General features: G+C 52.4%; 14 protein-coding genes, 1 tRNA gene and 1 other RNA gene. 3 read left to right on the top strand and 13 right to left on the bottom strand.

Annotated features, from left to right (window positions below; all coding sequences use genetic code 11):
- Nucleotides 1–78: 78 nt before the first annotated feature.
- From MHI24_RS17335 to smpB, 3 genes are all read right to left on the bottom strand, one after another.
- On the bottom strand, nucleotides 79–324 hold the full coding sequence (locus MHI24_RS17335) for a hypothetical protein (RefSeq protein WP_340020772.1): 246 nt from the start codon (nucleotides 322–324) through the stop codon (nucleotides 79–81).
- Nucleotides 325–428: 104 nt separating this feature from the next.
- Nucleotides 429–793, bottom strand: a transfer-messenger RNA (tmRNA) gene (ssrA, locus tag MHI24_RS17330).
- Between the two features lie 187 nt (nucleotides 794–980).
- The gene (gene smpB / locus MHI24_RS17325) at nucleotides 981–1460 is read right to left on the bottom strand and encodes an SsrA-binding protein SmpB (protein ID WP_238650539.1); all 480 of its coding nucleotides are present in this window, start codon (nucleotides 1458–1460) and stop codon (nucleotides 981–983) included.
- Between the two features lie 202 nt (nucleotides 1461–1662).
- On the opposite strand from smpB, the gene MHI24_RS17320 reads away from it, so the two are divergent.
- Nucleotides 1663–2001 (top strand): hypothetical protein, encoded by a 339-nt coding sequence (locus tag MHI24_RS17320; protein WP_340020771.1) that lies wholly within the window; start codon nucleotides 1663–1665, stop codon nucleotides 1999–2001.
- A gap of 79 nt (nucleotides 2002–2080) precedes the next feature.
- Here the strand turns inward: MHI24_RS17320 and rnr are convergent, their stop codons facing one another.
- The 8 genes from rnr to MHI24_RS17280 all read right to left on the bottom strand — a co-directional run bounded on the left by rnr (nucleotide 2081) and on the right by MHI24_RS17280 (nucleotide 13160).
- A complete protein-coding gene (gene rnr / locus MHI24_RS17315) occupies nucleotides 2081–4960 on the bottom strand; it encodes a ribonuclease R (RefSeq protein ID WP_340026716.1) in 2880 nt (959 codons plus the stop codon).
- Nucleotides 4961–5262: 302 nt separating this feature from the next.
- Nucleotides 5263–5496, bottom strand: coding sequence for a preprotein translocase subunit SecG (gene secG / locus MHI24_RS17310; RefSeq protein ID WP_340020770.1), 234 nt, complete (start codon nucleotides 5494–5496; stop codon nucleotides 5263–5265).
- A gap of 502 nt (nucleotides 5497–5998) precedes the next feature.
- Nucleotides 5999–7285: a phosphopyruvate hydratase gene (gene eno / locus MHI24_RS17305; protein WP_238650537.1), complete on the bottom strand. Its 1287-nt coding sequence runs from the start codon at nucleotides 7283–7285 to the stop codon at nucleotides 5999–6001.
- 69 nt (nucleotides 7286–7354) lie between these two features.
- Nucleotides 7355–8899 carry a 2,3-bisphosphoglycerate-independent phosphoglycerate mutase gene (gene gpmI / locus MHI24_RS17300; protein ID WP_340020769.1) on the bottom strand — a complete coding sequence of 515 codons (1545 nt, stop codon included), beginning with the start codon at nucleotides 8897–8899 and terminating at the stop codon, nucleotides 7355–7357.
- Complete coding sequence (gene tpiA / locus MHI24_RS17295) at nucleotides 8899–9654, bottom strand: triose-phosphate isomerase (RefSeq protein WP_340020768.1); 756 nt, start codon at nucleotides 9652–9654, stop codon at nucleotides 8899–8901. The genes gpmI and tpiA overlap by 1 nt, the downstream gene beginning before the upstream one ends.
- Nucleotides 9655–9681: 27 nt before the next feature.
- A complete protein-coding gene (locus MHI24_RS17290) occupies nucleotides 9682–10863 on the bottom strand; it encodes a phosphoglycerate kinase (protein ID WP_340020767.1) in 1182 nt (393 codons plus the stop codon).
- A 117-nt stretch (nucleotides 10864–10980) separates the two neighbouring features.
- On the bottom strand, nucleotides 10981–11991 hold the full coding sequence (gene gap, locus MHI24_RS17285) for a type I glyceraldehyde-3-phosphate dehydrogenase (RefSeq protein ID WP_340020766.1): 1011 nt from the start codon (nucleotides 11989–11991) through the stop codon (nucleotides 10981–10983).
- 116 nt (nucleotides 11992–12107) lie between these two features.
- On the bottom strand, nucleotides 12108–13160 hold the full coding sequence (locus MHI24_RS17280; RefSeq protein WP_340020765.1) for a sugar-binding domain-containing protein: 1053 nt from the start codon (nucleotides 13158–13160) through the stop codon (nucleotides 12108–12110).
- A 303-nt stretch (nucleotides 13161–13463) separates the two neighbouring features.
- Between MHI24_RS17280 and MHI24_RS17275 the strand changes: the two genes are divergently transcribed.
- A tRNA-Arg gene (locus tag MHI24_RS17275) sits at nucleotides 13464–13538 on the top strand.
- A 195-nt stretch (nucleotides 13539–13733) separates the two neighbouring features.
- The gene (gene clpP, locus MHI24_RS17270; protein ID WP_340020764.1) at nucleotides 13734–14330 is read left to right on the top strand and encodes an ATP-dependent Clp endopeptidase proteolytic subunit ClpP; all 597 of its coding nucleotides are present in this window, start codon (nucleotides 13734–13736) and stop codon (nucleotides 14328–14330) included.
- 62 nt (nucleotides 14331–14392) lie between these two features.
- Here the strand turns inward: clpP and MHI24_RS17265 are convergent, their stop codons facing one another.
- Both MHI24_RS17265 and MHI24_RS17260 read right to left on the bottom strand, forming a co-directional pair.
- Nucleotides 14393–15028 carry a GDSL-type esterase/lipase family protein gene (locus MHI24_RS17265; protein ID WP_340020763.1) on the bottom strand — a complete coding sequence of 212 codons (636 nt, stop codon included), beginning with the start codon at nucleotides 15026–15028 and terminating at the stop codon, nucleotides 14393–14395.
- Between the two features lie 156 nt (nucleotides 15029–15184).
- Complete coding sequence (locus MHI24_RS17260; protein ID WP_340020762.1) at nucleotides 15185–16300, bottom strand: DUF4163 domain-containing protein; 1116 nt, start codon at nucleotides 16298–16300, stop codon at nucleotides 15185–15187.
- Between the last annotated feature and the right edge of the window lie 247 nt (nucleotides 16301–16547).

Raw genomic sequence — 16547 nt, 5'->3', positions numbered from 1 at the left:
ATCGTCACCCCTAATAAAGGAAGGCATCGTTAGTAACAAAAAAAGGGAGCACCCTCACATTGGATGCTCCCACATTTTTTACTTTCTCAAAGCATTGATCTCTTGCTCTGATAATCCAGTAGCCTTTACAATAATCGATATGTCCAGATTCAAATCAAGCATATTTTTAGCCACTTTCTTTATACCTGCTAGTTCTGCACTTCCCAGCATAGAAGCCTCATCATGCAAATATTTCTGTCTCGCCTCATACAACCGTCTGGCCTCTGAATCCTGACTCAAATATTGCAAGGTGTCCATTGCCTTCTCCAATCCTGGCTCATTCATCTTCAGCACCTCAGATTCGTTATTATTATAGCATTTTTCAAGTGAACTGAGTCTTAAAGGGAAACGAAAAAAGACACCCTTCAAGGTGTCTTCTACTTTACTCCATATGGAGCCGAGGGGAGTCGAACCCCTGTCCGAAGATAACGGCACATAAGCTTCTACGAGTGTAGTTACAGTTTTGATGTCACCCTAGAAGCCCCCCGTAACCGGGTCCTCTTCGGGTCAGCCTGATTATCTTCTTCTGCTGACCCCAGGCGGAGACCAGACAGCGTATCCCACTACTTGTTAGCCCCTATCCCTGTCACATGGGCGATGCAGAGTAGAAGCACGCACACAGGTTATTAAGCTGCGAAAGCGTAGTTGTTTTGTTGTTTGCCGTTTAATAGGCTTTAGCGTTGATGAAGCGGACGCGTCCCCACTACTCGCTACTCATGCTCGAACTACCCCCGTCGAATCCAAGAACGGCCCCTCATTAAAAAGGGCGCTTCGGATTAACGGATCGATCCAGCATAGTGCTGATCCAATCCACAGCGATCTTCATAAGATGCTGTTCAGAAGCATTAAAATCTACTTACCCAGTATAGCACATTTATCAACACTTTAACACGTGGGTTAAAGGCATTGAAGGTTGAATCTGGAACAGCCGGCCGGGCCGATTATCTGGCGACCTTCTGCTTCTCACGCAGGGCACGCTGGATGTCGCGTTGAGCGTCTTTTTTGGCGGCGGAGTCGCGTTTGTCGTATTGCTTCTTCCCCTTACCCAGGCCAATCAGCAGCTTCGCATAACCGTTACGCACATAGACCTTAAGCGGCACGATCGAATAGCCCTCCTGCTTGGACTGCCCGAGCAGCTTGTGAATCTGCGCCTTATGCATCAGCAGCTTGCGTGTGCGGGTCGGATCGGTTGGATTACTGCGGTTCCCCTGTTCGAACGGGCTGATGTGCATATTGTGTACTTGAATCTCACCGTTACGGATGGTGGCAAAAGCATCGCCGATGTTCGCCCGTCCATTGCGCAGCGACTTAATTTCGGTACCAGTCAGTACCATCCCCGCTTCGTAGGTGTCCTCAATAAAATAGTCATGGGAAGCTTTTTTGTTCTGGGCGAGCACTTTCCCGTCTGCTTTTTTACCCATGAGCGTCACTCCTTGCATCGAATTCCCGGCAATCCTTAACGGACACCAGGTCTATATTGTATCAAAAGGCAAGCGGCCAGCGCAAGGAAGGAACGCTCCTATGTTGCGGCCTTGTGAGGGCTATTATACAGCTGCACTATATTGTAATTTCATGTTCGCCATGTCAATATATTTGAAGGATTTACTTATCAAGGAGGTACATATGGAGAGTATAATTCAAGGGCTAAAAGTGGAACGGCAACAGCTCATTCATGCACTAAAAACAGCGCAAGCGGCTGATCATGCTCAAATACTAGAAAAAAAGCTGGAGCTCGACACGGCAATTCAGTGGCTTGAGCAAATTGATTTATTACAATTACATCCTCCCAAGGACTACATTTTTGCCAAGTTACCAGAAACAAAAAATGCGTTCTCAGAATATAAAATTGTGGAGACATTGGAAAGTGATGATCCTAGAGACTGGCAGGAGCTAAAATTAACGCATGAAGGAGAAGAATTATGGTTGTATACAGGCGATTGGGTGTTAAAAAGCAAAAAATAATGAAAAAAGTGGAGTCTCTATTTAGATTCCACTTTCTTCATCTAGAGGTTTAGGTTACGTCCCAGCCTCACCGTTCTACCTACGCCTTAGGTTTCTTCTTGCGCTTCCGGCGTCCGCTCTGCTCGCCAGCCTCAGCTCCCGCCTGGCCTGGCAACTCCCCGCTGCCTGGCGTCACGGCGGGGCTAATGAACACGCCGCCTTTCTTCTTGCGGCGGCCCTTGCCCTCCGGCGCTGCACCGCCGCGCCCGTCGGGCCCGAGGTCCTCGCGGCTGCGGAACCGTGTGCTCGCGTCTACGCCGCGCAGCTCACTGCCCGCCTGCTCAGACCCGCCACCGCCCGGCGCGCCGTAGCCGCCTTTGCCGGAGCCAAAACCAAACGCGATGCCGCGCCCCCCGGCACCGCCACCGCCGTCCGCGCCGCGGCCTCTGCCGCGCTCGCGCGAACCGCCAGCACCGCCGGCTTCACCCCGGCGGCCACCCTTCGCCGCGCCTGCGGCAGACGCGGCGGCCAGACCGCGCCGGGCCGCTGCTTCCGGCCCGCGCCCGTGCTGGCGGCCGCTTCCTGCGTCGCCGCCCGCATCCCAGGCCGCCGCACCTTCAGGGCGCGGCTCCATCACAGCGCCGCCCTTGCCCTTGCCGGCCGCACCGAAGATCGCGCTTTTACCCGCGCCGCCCTTCTTCTTCCCGCCGTGCTTGCCCGCGGCGGCCGCACTCCCGGGCTTACCTTTACCGCCACGGCCCTTGCCGCCTCCGCCCTTACCGGCGAACGGCTTGCCGAAGCCGCCCCGTCCGCCATAGCTGCGGTGCTCCCCGGCTGCGCGCGGCTTCATATCAAGCAGCTCGAAGTCGATCGTGTGATCGTCCATGTTGACCTTAGCGACACGGATTTTCACTTCATCGCCAATACGGAACACCTTGGAGGTGCGCTCGCCGATCAGCGCCATATGGCCTTCATCGAAGTGGTAGTAATCATCCGTCAGCGCACTGAGGCGAATGAGGCCTTCCACCGTATTCTCCAGCTCAATGAACATTCCGAAGCTGGTGACACTGCTGACCATAGCGTCGAATTCCTCGCCCACCTTGTCCTGCATGTACTCAGCCTTCTTGAGCTGTTCGGTATCGCGCTCAGCTTCAACGGCAACACGTTCACGCTCTGACGACTGCTGGGCAATGTCCGGCATCCGGGAGGCCAAATATTCATGGCGCTTCTCGGTCAGTGCTCCGCCATTCTCCAGCACCTCGCGCATTACACGGTGAATCACCAGGTCGGGATAACGGCGGATCGGTGAGGTGAAGTGGGAATAGAACTCCGCCGCCAGTCCGAAGTGGCCCGTGCTCTCGGCATCGTATTTCGCCTGCTTCATCGAGCGCAGCATCATCGTGCTGATCACCGTCTGCTCCTTGGTGCCTTGAATCTGCTCCAGCAGATCCTGCAGCGCGCGCGGATGAACGGAATTTCCCCGTCCCTTCACGTGATAGCCGAAGTTAGCAGCGAACGCCATGAAATTCTGCAGCTTCTCCGGGTCCGGGTCCTCGTGAATCCGGTAGAGGAACGGCACCTTCAGCCAGTGGAAATGCTCGGCTACCGTCTCATTAGCCGCCAGCATGAATTCCTCAATAATCTGCTCGGCTACAGAACGCTCACGCTTCACAATATCAATCGCTTTGCCGTTCTCATCCACAATAATCTTGCTCTCTTCAAAATCAAAATCAACCGCACCCCGCCGCATCCGCGCCCCGCGCAGCTTCATCGCCAGCTCCTTCATCAGCCGGAAATCTTCAATCAGCGGAGCATACCGCTCCAACAGCTCGGGATCTTCGTCCTCGACGATCTTGCGTACATCCGAATAGGTCATTCGCTCTTTGGTGCGGATGACACTCGTGAACACATCATGCTTCACGACCTTCATCTGCTCGTCGAACTCCATCTCACAGGACATGGTGAGCCGGTCCACCTTCGGATTCAAGCTGCAGATCCCGTTGGACAGCCGGTGAGGCAGCATCGGGATCACCCGGTCCACCAGATACACGCTGCATCCGCGGTCATAGGCTTCTTTATCCAGCTCCGAGCCTTCACGCACATAGTACCCGACATCGGCAATATGAACACCCAGCTTATAATGGCCGTTCTCCAGCCGCTGCACATTCACCGCATCATCCAGGTCCTTCGCATCCGCGCCGTCGATCGTCACAATGTTCAGTCCGCGCAGATCGCGGCGTCCCTGCTGTATAATCTCCTCTTCCGTGATGGAATCCGGGGCCTGCTCTGCCTCCTTCATCACCTCGGCCGGGAAGGCCTCCGGCAGCTGATGCTTGCGGATGACCGACAGAATATCCACGCCGGGATCATCCTTGTGGCCGAGAATCTCAATGATCTCCCCTTCCGCCGCCGCCCGGCCTTCCGGATAGTTCACAATACGGACTACGACCTTTTCCCCGTCAACTGCACCTTTGAACGACTGCTTGGGAATGAAAATATCCCGGTTAATCCGCTTATCATCAGGCAGCACGAATCCGTACGTCTCCAGGCTCTGGAAGACGCCCACCGTCTGGGTCACGCCCCGGATCAGAATCCGCACCACTTCGCCTTCCATACGCCCGCCGGACGAGCTTCTGGAGGTGATTCGAACCAATACGATGTCGCCATTCATCGCGCCTTTCAGATCGTTGGCGTGGATGTACACATCCGGGTGGTCCCGGTCATCGGGGATGAGGAAGGCAAACCCCTTCGCATGGGCCTGCAGCCGTCCGCGCAGCAGATCCATCCGCTCCGGCACACCATACCGGTTGTTGCGGGTCAGCACAATCCGCCCGTCCTTCTCAAGCGCAATCAGCAGCTCCTCGAAATTCCGGAAGTCCTCCCGGTCCTCTATGGCGAAATGGCTCACCAGTTCATCATAGGTTAATGGTTTATAAGCGGTCTCCCGCATGAAATCGAGTAAAATTTCCTGTGTTATCATGTTCGTCACCTCGGCCCTCCGCAGCATACATGCCCCTGGCATATATGTATGTCTTGTCCTACTTCACATTCAGTACATCCAAGTAAAATTTACCTTTACTACTTCATACCCTAGTATACACGAAATCAATCCCCGGCATCCCTGTTAGGATGTTCACAATGTCAAATCTGCATACAAAATAACCCCACAAAGTGGGGCTTTAGCTTCGATGATGACTCAGGTACTTTGCGGGGACCCCAAATCTATCAAAAAAGCCTTCACCCATTCCATTCAGAACAGTGCGAAGGCTTACTGTAGTCCTATTAATCAACCACAATGGCTACAACAATTGACATGATAAAGAATCCGGCTGCCAGACCAACCGTAACACGCTGAAGGACAAGCTCCATACCGCGCGCTTTCGTTTTGCCGAAGAGATGCTCAGCACCGCCGGAGATGGCACCAGATAGACCGGCGCTTTTCCCTTTTTGCAGAAGAACGACCGCGATCAGACCTACGGCAAAAATCAGAAGCACCACTTTCAAAAAGATATCCATTCACTTCCACCTCCTACGTCCAAGCATCACTATCTATGCTAAATTAGTATTCACGTATCATAAACAGCATTTTTATTTTAACATAGCCACAGAATGAATACAACCTTCCGGACTGCATTCCAGCCTTGTCACACTATGAAAATCTCAGACAGCTTGAATGAAGCGGCATTGTTGCACATCTTGCAAGATTTTTCTGTAACTATTACTGGCTGCGGTGCATTGTTGCAATATTTGCATAAATTCCGGTGAAAAGAGCAAGTTAGCGCTGGATTTGTTGCTTTTCGTGCAGGATTTCAAGGATAGGCAGCTTTTATTGGACAGTATTGTTGCACTTCTTACAGGATTCCACTATAACGGTTATTGCCTATATGAAGCATGGGGCCCATCCCTCAGCGCAGCCCCCCATTGTTTTCGGTTTTTCATATACATGCCATCCTGCTCTCAAACTAAAAAGCCTGCCGGAAACCGGCAGGCTCACACGTACTTATTGATTCAAAAGAAATTATCTTTTGAGGTTGTAGAAGGATTTCAGGCCGTTGTATTGAGCCAATTCGCCCAGCTCGTCTTCGATGCGGAGGAGTTGGTTGTATTTAGCCACACGGTCTGTACGGGAAGGAGCACCCGTCTTGATCTGGCCAGCGTTGGTAGCAACTGCGATGTCAGCGATCGTGCTGTCTTCGGACTCACCGGAACGGTGGGAGATTACAGCAGTGTAGCCGGCACGTTTAGCCATTTCGATGGCGTCGAAGGTTTCAGTCAGTGTACCAATCTGGTTAACCTTAACCAGGATGGAGTTACCGATGCCTTTTTCGATACCAGTGGCCAGACGCTCAGTGTTCGTAACGAACAGGTCGTCACCAACCAGTTGAACCTTGTCGCCCAGCTTCTCAGTGAGCAGCTTCCAGCCTTCCCAGTCATCTTCGGACATACCGTCTTCGATAGTGATGATTGGGTACTTCTCAACCCAGGAAGCCAGCAGGTCAACATACTCAGCGGAGGTGTAGGATTTGCCTTCTCCAGCCAGTGTGTATTTGCCGTCTTTGTAGAACTCAGTGGAAGCTACGTCCATACCGAGGAATACGTCAACGCCTGGTTTGTAACCGGCTTTTTCGATCGCTTCGATGATGGTAGTGATTGCTTCTTCGTTCGAACCCAGGTTCGGTGCGAAGCCGCCTTCGTCACCAACAGCTGTGTTCAGGCCTTTGGATTGCAGTACGGATTTCAGGTTGTGGAAGATTTCAGCACCTGTACGCAGAGCTTCTTTGAAGCTAGGCGCTCCAACTGGAAGAACCATGAACTCCTGTACGTCGATGTTGTTGTCAGCATGCTCACCACCGTTGATGATGTTCATCATTGGTACTGGCAGAGCCTTAGCGTTGAATCCGCCCAGGTATACGTACAGAGGAATATCCAGTGCTGTTGCAGCAGCGCGGGCTACAGCCATGGATACAGCCAGGATTGCGTTCGCGCCCAGCTTGCCTTTGTTCGGAGTTCCGTCCAGAGCGATCATCAATTTGTCGATGCCCACTTGGTCCAGAGCGTCCATACCGATTACTTCAGGAGCGATAATCTCGTTCACGTTCTCAACAGCCTTCAGAACGCCTTTGCCCATGTAACGGGATTTGTCGCCGTCACGAAGCTCAACCGCTTCATGAGCACCGGTGGAAGCGCCGGAAGGAACGATCGCGCGGCCTTTCGCGCCGGATTCCAGATATACGTCAACTTCTACAGTAGGGTTACCACGGGAGTCAAGGACTTCGCGTGCATACACATCAGAAATAATAGTCATGTAAGTTAATCTCCTTTTAACATTGGGTTTGGTATTACATTTGAAACGGAAACAGCGTCTGTCTCTTGCTTACTTGCGGCTGGCAATCATGGATTGGCCGGTCATCTCCGCAGGCTGCGGAATGCCCATCAGATCCAGGATCGTTGGCGCCACATCGGCAAGAATACCGGATTCGCGCAGCACCACATCTTCAGTAGTCACAATGAACGGAACCGGGTTGGTGGTGTGGGCTGTGAACGGACGGCCTTCTTCATCGAAGACCATATCGGCATTACCATGGTCGGCAATGATAATGGCCACGCCGCCCTTGGCTACCACAGCATCTACAACCTTGCCTACACATTCGTCCGTCACTTCTACCGCCTTGATGGTAGGCTCCAGCATACCGGAGTGTCCAACCATATCAGGATTGGCGAAGTTCAGGATAATGGCATCCTGTCTGTCCGCTTCGATCTCCGCTACGCAGGCCGCCGCCACTTCGTATGCGCTCATCTCAGGCTTAAGATCATAGGTTGCCACCTTCGGCGAATTGATCAGAATGCGTGTCTCGCCCGGAAGCTCTTCATCGCGTCCGCCGCTGAAGAAGAAGGTTACATGCGGATACTTCTCGGTCTCCGCAATGCGCAGCTGCTTCTTATTGTGTTGAACCAGCACTTCACCAAGGGTATTGTCCAGGTTCTTCGGAGAATAAGCTACATAGCCCTGAACGGTCTCGCTGAAGGTAGTCAGACAGACGAAATGCAGATTCTGCGGGAACTTGGGACCCCGGTCGAAGCCGCGGAAATCGGAGTTCGTGAATACTTGGGACAGCTGGATCGCACGGTCAGGACGGAAGTTCAGGAACACTACGGAGTCTCCGCTCCCCACTGTCGCTACCGGGTTATTCTGGCTATCCACAATTACACTTGGTTCCACGAATTCATCATACACGGAATTCTGGTAGGATGCAGTGATCGCCTGCAGAGCGTCGGTATATTTCGGGCCTTCGCCGTATACCATCGCACGGTAAGCTTTCTCTACACGCTCCCAGCGCTTGTCACGGTCCATAGCATAGTAACGCCCGGATACCGTAGCAATCGTTCCTACACCAACCTCTTCAATCTTGGCGATGAGGTCCTGAATGAACTTCTGTCCGCTGTCCGGCGGTACATCCCGTCCGTCCATGAAGGCATGGATATAGACTTCATGCAGGTCTTCCTTCTTCGCCAGATCCAGCATCGCGAACAAGTGGTTGATGTGGGAATGCACGCCGCCGTCCGATACAAGAGCATAGAGATGAAGCTTCTTGCCTGCTGACTTCGCGCTTCTCACAGCAGCTACCAGCGTCTCGTTCTCGAAGAATTCACCGTCACGGATCGACTTGTCGATACGGGTCAGATCCTGATATACGATCCGGCCGGCGCCGATGTTAAGATGTCCTACCTCCGAGTTGCCCATTTGTCCTTCAGGCAGACCTACAGCCTCACCGCAAGCGGTAAGTGTAGTGTTCGGATATTGCTTCAGGTAACGGTCGTAATTCGGCTTGTTGGCTTGGGCAACAGCGTTGCCTTCATCCGTATTGCGCAATCCGAACCCGTCCATAATGATTAGAGCTACAGGTCTTGGTGCTGACATTACTTCGCCCCCTCAACGAGTGACACGAAGGAAGCTGGCTGCAGGCTGGCACCGCCGACGAGAGCGCCGTCGATGTCGCTCTGGCTCATGTATTCTGTAACATTCTCAGGCTTCACGCTACCGCCGTATTGAATACGTACAGCTTCAGCAGTTGCTTCATCGTACAGTCCTTTGATAAGGGTACGGATGTAAGCAATAACCTCGTTGGCATCCTGGGAAGTGGAGGATTTACCTGTACCAATCGCCCAGATCGGCTCGTAAGCGATAACTACGCTTGCTGCCTGCTCTGCGCTAAGACCGGCAAATGCCGCTTCGGTCTGAACCTTGCATACGTCCTTAGTCTGGTCAGCTTCACGCTCTTCGAGCTTTTCGCCTACGCAGACAATTGGAGTGATGCCGTGACGGAATGCCGCATGCATCTTCTTATTAACGATCTCGTCCGTTTCGCCGAAATAAGCGCGGCGCTCGGAGTGTCCGATGATTACATACTCTACTCCGAGGTCCTTCAGCATTACACCGCTGATCTCGCCAGTGTACGCGCCGTTATCTTCGAAGTGCAGGTTCTGTGCACCGATTTTGATGCTGGTGCCCTGTACCGCTGCAACCAGAGCAGGCAGGTTGGTGAATGGCGCACAGATTACAGTCTCAACGCCTGCAACCTCTGCCTTGCCTTTGATTTCAGCGATGAAGCCTTCGGCTTCCGGAACGGTTTTGAACATTTTCCAGTTGCCGGCGATAATAGGTGTTCTACTCATAGTGATGTATTGCCTCCCTCTTCGGTCTTACTTGTCGTTCAGTGCTTCAACGCCTGGAAGCGCCTTGCCTTCCATGAACTCAAGCGATGCTCCGCCGCCTGTAGAGATATGGTCCATCTGGTCTGCGAGGTGGAATTTCTCAGCAGCCGCAGCGGAATCCCCGCCGCCGATGACTGTGTAGCCTTCGGTAGTTGCACAAGCCTGAGCTACAGCCTTTGTACCTTCAGCGAAGATGTCGATTTCAAATACGCCCATCGGTCCGTTCCATACGACCAGCTTGGAGTTTTTGATAATATCAGCATACATTTCGCGGGTCTTAGGTCCGATGTCGAGGCCTTCCCAGTCCGCAGGGATGTCAGTTGCATCAACAATCTTGGTGTTGGCATCCGCACCGAATTTATCAGCGACAACAACGTCAACCGGAAGCAGGAAGTTCTTGCCCAGCTTCTTGGCCTTCTCGATGAATCCAAGCGCTACATCAATCTTGTCGTTGTCTACCAGAGATTTGCCGATTTCGTAGCCTTGAGCCTTGGTGAAGGTGTAAGAGAGGCCGCCGCCAATCAGTACGTTGTCCGCCAGGTTCAGCAGGTTGTCGATCACGTCAATTTTGTCTTTAACCTTGGAGCCGCCGATGATGGCAGTAAATGGACGTTCAGGGCTCGACAGAGCTTTGCCGAGAACGGACAATTCCTTCTCCATCAGAAGGCCGGATACTGCCGGCAGGAAGTGTGCGATACCTTCTGTCGATGCATGGGCACGGTGAGCTGCGCCGAAGGCATCGTTAACGAACAGGTCAGCCAGTTCTGCGAACTGCTTAGCCAGTTCAGGATCGTTCTTCTCTTCGCCTTTATAGAAACGGACATTCTCAAGCACCAGCACATCGCCTTCATTCAGCTCAGCGATCTTCGCTTTCACGGCATCGCCAACGGCTTCATCCGCTTTGGCAACCGGTTTGCCGAGCAGCTCAGACAGACGTTCTGCCGCGGTGGTCAGACGCATGGAATCGACGAATTCACCCTTAGGACGGCCCATATGGCTGGCCAGAATGACCTTTGCACCGTGCTCGATCAGGTACTTAATTGTTGGAAGGGTTTCGCGGATACGGGTATCATCAGTGATCTTGCCCTCTTCCACAGGCACGTTGAAATCTACACGCACGAATACGCGTTTGCCTTTTACTTCTACATCACGGACACTTTTTTTGTTCATGATTATTATTTCCTCCACACCCAGAATTGGTTGCTTCACGAAGCCATTTCATTTAGAAAGAGCGGAAACAGACTTTCCTTGTTTCCGCTCTATTGTACCGCTTATATGAAATCGGTCTTACTTAGCGAGCTTAGCGAACTTCTCCAAAGTGCGGACGAGCTGTGCAGTGTAGGACATTTCGTTGTCGTACCAGGCAACAGTCTTAACCAGCTGCTTGTCGCCAACAGTCAGAACCTTAGTCTGAGTAGCATCGAACAGGGAACCGAAAGTCATGCCCTTGATGTCGGAAGATACGATTTCATCTTCAGTGTAGCCATAAGTTTCCGGATCGGAAGCTGCTTTCATAGCTGCATTGATGTCTTCAACGGTTACGTTCTTCTCAAGAACAGTTACCAGCTCAGTCAGGGAACCAGTAGCTACAGGCACACGTTGTGCTGCACCGTCCAGCTTGCCTTTCAGTTCTGGAATAACCAGGCCGATTGCTTTGGCAGCACCGGTAGTGTTAGGGATGATGTTCTCAGCAGCAGCGCGGGCGCGTCTGAAGTCGCCTTTGGCGTGCGGAGCATCCAGTGTGTTCTGGTCGCCAGTGTAAGCGTGGATTGTAGTCATCAGGCCTTCTACGATACCGAACTTGTCGTTCAGAACCTTAGCCATAGGAGCCAGGCAGTTTGTTGTGCAAGATGCGCCGGAGATTACAGTTTCGGAACCGTCCAGGATGTCATCGTTAACGTTGTATACAACAGTCTTCATGTCGCCGGTAGCTGGAGCGGAAATAACAACCTTCTTAGCTCCGCCTTTCAGGTGCTTCTCAGCAGCTTCTTTAGTTGTGAAGAAGCCTGTGCATTCCAGAACGATGTCAACGCCGAGCTCTCCCCAAGGAAGCTCTTCAGGGTTGCGGTTCGCCAGAACCTTAACATCTTTACCGTTTACTTTGAAGAATCCGTCATGTACTTCAACGTCTCCCTGGAATTTACCTTGAGTTGTATCATATTTAAGCAAATGAGCAAGCATCTTGGCGTCAGTCAAGTCGTTGATGGCTACCACTTCGATACCTTCTACATTTTGAATACGGCGGAATGCAAGGCGTCCAATACGTCCAAAACCGTTAATTCCCACTTTTACACTCATTGAATAGTTCCTCCTAGATTTCGTTTTATTTATTCAAGACAGGCCGTAAGGCTAGTCAAGACAACAAGGTTAAGTATAATGCATAATACCGCTTCGCGCGCCCCATTAAATGGAATCTATAGGACCTTTTGCGAATCTTTGTCGATTTCTTTGCCGATTTCGACAGCAGCCGCTTCGTCAGTGACAAGAATATCCTCCTGCCCGAACTTCAGCATGGCATGAATGGCCTTCGCCTTCCGCTTGCCTCCGGCAATCCCGATAACAACCTCTGTCCGGATAATGTCTTCCAGACGCAGCCCCATGGTCAGCATGGAGTGTACCACTTGGCCGTTCTCATCGAAATAGTATCCGAACGATTCGGCTACAGCGCCCTCGCCCTGAATCTCAGAGATGGTAGCAGCATCCAGCTTACGGCGGTGGGTCATCTCAATGGCATCGCCAATCCCATGTACAATGATACGCGATCCGCGGATCGTCTGTACAATCTCTCCAATGTTGGAGTCCATGGCAAGTGACTGATAGGCTTCATTGCTGAGCAGATCCGGCACATGCAGCAGGCGGTAGTTAGCGCCAATCCGCTTGGCCATCGTTGAAGCAATGGTGTTGGCCTGTATCTCCATGCTCTCCCCGAGTCCTCCGCGTGCCGGGACAACCCAGACGTTCTTATAGGAGGGGGACAGCGGCGGAGTCAGCTGGTCAGCCATCTCGGCAAGGGTGGAACCGCCGGTAACGGCGACCGTGTCATCGCTGCGCAGCGCACTCAGCAGCGCCTTGGAGCCTGCACGACCCAGCTCACGCTTGGTGAACGGCGAGGTCTCACAATCACCAGGCACTACAATCACTTTGGCAAGACCGTACGTGGTACGAATTTTCTCCTCCAGATCATCCAGGCCGAAAAGGCTCTTGGCGACCGGCTCCAGCAGGTCAAGCAGTCTGCGTCCGGCATCGCTGATGCGCATACCGACGCTCTCGATCTCAATGAGCCCTTGCGATTTCAGAAGATCCGTCTCGGCGCGCAATACCCGCTCGGTCATATCAAGCGATGCGGCTAACGTCCTGCGGCCGATAATATCGGACAGCATGATCTGATGTAGAATCGTGTACCGTCTCTTAAGGGTGTCCATGAGATCAGGCAGAAGCTGCTTTTGGATTTCCAATAAATTACGCATGCTTTCACTCCTGCAACTTCGTCTTTCTCTTATCCCTTGTTCGTGGTCTCAAAATGTCCCGGGTTAACTTTTTAAGTCCCACCCATATTCTACCCAAAACGGACGCAGAGTGCAAGTGTTCCGAGACTATAATTCTCCGGGCGCTTTCATCTTATACATCATTCCCCGCTGGCTTGTCCATTCATCCGCAGGCTGGGACAGCACCTCCGGCAGCCCTTCATGAAGGCACACCAAAACTATTTTTCGCGGCACAAAGATTACACATTGCTTTTATCTGATAAGTATATTATAATAACTTCTGTTGCGCCCGTGGTCCAATGGATATGACGTAGGCCTCCGAAGCCTGAGATCCAAGTTCGATTCTTGGCGGGCGCGCCACTTTTTTTTGCTTTTTTATGCATGTTTTAGCAAGCCATACCATATATTAACCAACAGAGCCGCTTACGGGCTCTTTTTTTTAAAACTGAGTTTGACTTTCTTTGACTTTTTGTTTGAATTTGTTTATCATGTGGTTAATACGGTAACAGTAAAAATGAACACATCCGAAGCACCCATTTTAAGGAGGTTTTCCACGTGAGTTATATTCCTATGGTCGTAGAACAGAGCAACCGCGGTGAGCGTGCTTATGACATCTATTCCCGCCTGCTGAAGGACCGCATCATTTTCCTTGGAACGGAGGTTAATGACGTGGTTGCCAATTCTATCATCGCACAAATGCTCTTCCTGGCTGCCGAGGACCCGGAGAAGGATATTCACCTGTATATCAACAGCCCTGGCGGTTCCATCACAGCGGGTATGGCCATCTTCGATACAATGCAATACATTAAGCCGGATGTCTCCACCATCTGTGTAGGGATGGCTGCTTCTATGGGCGCCTTCCTGCTGAACGCCGGCGCGAAGGGCAAGCGCTTTGCTCTTCCCAACAGCGAAATTATGATTCACCAGCCGCTGGGCGGTGCCCAGGGCCAGGCTTCGGATATCGAAATCCGCGCCCGCCGCATCATCAAGCTGCGTGAGAAGCTGAACCGCATTCTGTCCGAACGTACCGGCCAGCCGCTGGAGAAGATCGAGAAGGACACCGACCGCGATTACTTCATGAGTGCTGCAGATGCTGCCGAATACGGTATCGTCGATAAGGTGATTGAGAAGACACTGCCGGCAGGCGTGTAACTCATCCCCGGAATTCAAATAAAAGGCTGCTTCAGACCTTCATGGTCTGAAGCAGCCTTTTTCTATCGCAAGCCGCCATAGCCTAGCGCATCCAGCTTGCCCGCGATCACCCGGTACCCCCTGCCGTTCGGATGGATATGATCCAGAAACAGCAGCCCCCGCTCATTGCCTGCGAATTCATGATAGATGGAAGCAAACCCTACATTGTAACTGCTGTAGCCGGCCGCATAACGGTTGAACTGCCGCACCCACTCCGTTGCCTCATCCACCTGCGGATAGGGATTATACAAGCCTACGATCCGCAGGATATACGGGCTGCGGGTGCCTGCCTTCAGGTGTGACAGGGTGCCCATAATATCGCTGAAATTCCGTTTGCAATTCTGCAGCGCGTTCTGAAGCACCCTTTGGAATTCCCCAGGCCGCGGACCTGTGGACTTGGCGGCCTTAATGAGGTCATTACCGCCAATGGATACCGTAATGATCTGCGCTTCCTTCACAGCCGAGCGGTAGGTGGCAGATGACAGCCGCTGCTTCAGCCCCTCCGTAGTCAGGCCGTTGACTCCAAGATTCGCCGGGACTACCTGGGTGCGCAGCCGGCCTTCTGCCATCCGGCGGTAGACGGGTACAAAGCCGTTACCGGGCAGCGCGCCGAATCCGGTGGTCAATGAATCTCCAATCGCCGTATACTGATAGACCATTTCCTTCCCTCCCGTGATAATAAGCTGCTTGCCTTCTTTAGCTTATGAAAGGCCGGGTGAAGTGGTAACGGCAGGCCCGCCTGATTAGGCCATCACGCAAACAACCCTTGTGATCCCGTCATAGGAGCACAAGGGTATACCGGATTAGCGGTTGAATTATTTCAGCGCTGCGAACGGGCTGCTTCCGTCCGGCAGCAGCTCCTTGAAGCTGAAGGTGAATTCAGGGAAGCCCGCAGCATAGACCGTGTAATCATAGAGCTGGAAGAACAGCACGGCCTTGCCGTCTTTTAAGTAGAAGTATTTCTCGGTATTCAGTCCGTTGAACCCGCCCAGGTAGCTGCCGCTCGCCTTAAGCTCTTTGGACAGCTTCGCATTCAGCTGCTTCTTGTAATTCGGGTTAGCTCCGAACAGATCGCCCAGCAGCAGGCGCTTTCCGTCTTTGAGCGAGAAGGTGAAGGCATTGCGGTAAGTCATACCATGGGCGCCGCCGGTGTATTCATATTGATTCGTAATCAGACTCAGCACACCATCCTGATTATAGGTAATCACATAACCGCCATCGAATTCATAGGGCCGGTCATCTTCGGCCCGCTTGGCAATTTGATCCTCGGCATCCGCCGCGAAATTCATTACCGTCTGCTTGATCGTGTCATTGATGGCCTTCTCCGCCTCCGGGCTGGCCAGTCCGCTGACCTGCGGATAATCCAGCCGGACCGGCGCATCCTTATGATCCTTCACATAGCTGACCGTCTTGATCGTCACTGCATTCTGCGCTCTCTTCATCAGGTTCAGCCGTCCAGAGGCAACGCTCCAGTCGCTTTTATAGCCCAGGTAATCATTCAGCAGATCAACCGGAACGAACAGCTTGTTATTCCACAGCTGGGCTTCATATTCGCCAATATAATAGTTATTCACGCTAACTGTAATGCCATAGTCAGTAGTGGTCAGCTTGGTTTGTGCAGTACCCGTCCCGATCGTATAGGTCTTCTCCGCCTTGTCATAAGACAACGGCAGCCCGAGCGAATCGCGCATGAAGGCTACCGGCACCCACACCTTGCCATCCTTGAACAGCCCCGTCTGGGATGTAATCTTGCCGTTCACCTTCAGGACCACCAGGGAGGCGGCAGGCTTCGATACTTTCGTCTGGGCGGCAGCCGGAGCAGCCTCAGTCCCGGACGGGAATATTCCCGTTCCTCCAAGGAGCAGCCCTGCGGCAAGTATACCGGCACCCCATCTGCGGGCGTTGTTTTTTGAAGTAGAGTTCTTAGTCATTAGTAGTTCTCCTCTCATCCGGTTCTTATGTTTGTTCTTGATGTGTTGCCTCAGTTCCACTCTTCCTATTATAGGGAGAACCAGCGCCGGGGATGTTACAATCCGCTTTACAGTTTCTTAAAGTTTGAAGGGTCTATCTAAAGATATTGTTACCTCTATATAAACAAATTGAGAGATTTCAATAATCCTGCGGCATAAAAAAGCGCCTGCCCTGCCAAATCAATCAGCAGAGCAAGCACCTTATACA

It is taken from the genome of Paenibacillus sp. FSL K6-1096, from assembly GCF_037977055.1.
GTDB lineage: Bacteria > Bacillota > Bacilli > Paenibacillales > Paenibacillaceae > Paenibacillus_AQ.
Note: the sequence above shows the minus strand (reverse complement) of the source record. Positions and strands in the feature narration are given on the sequence as shown.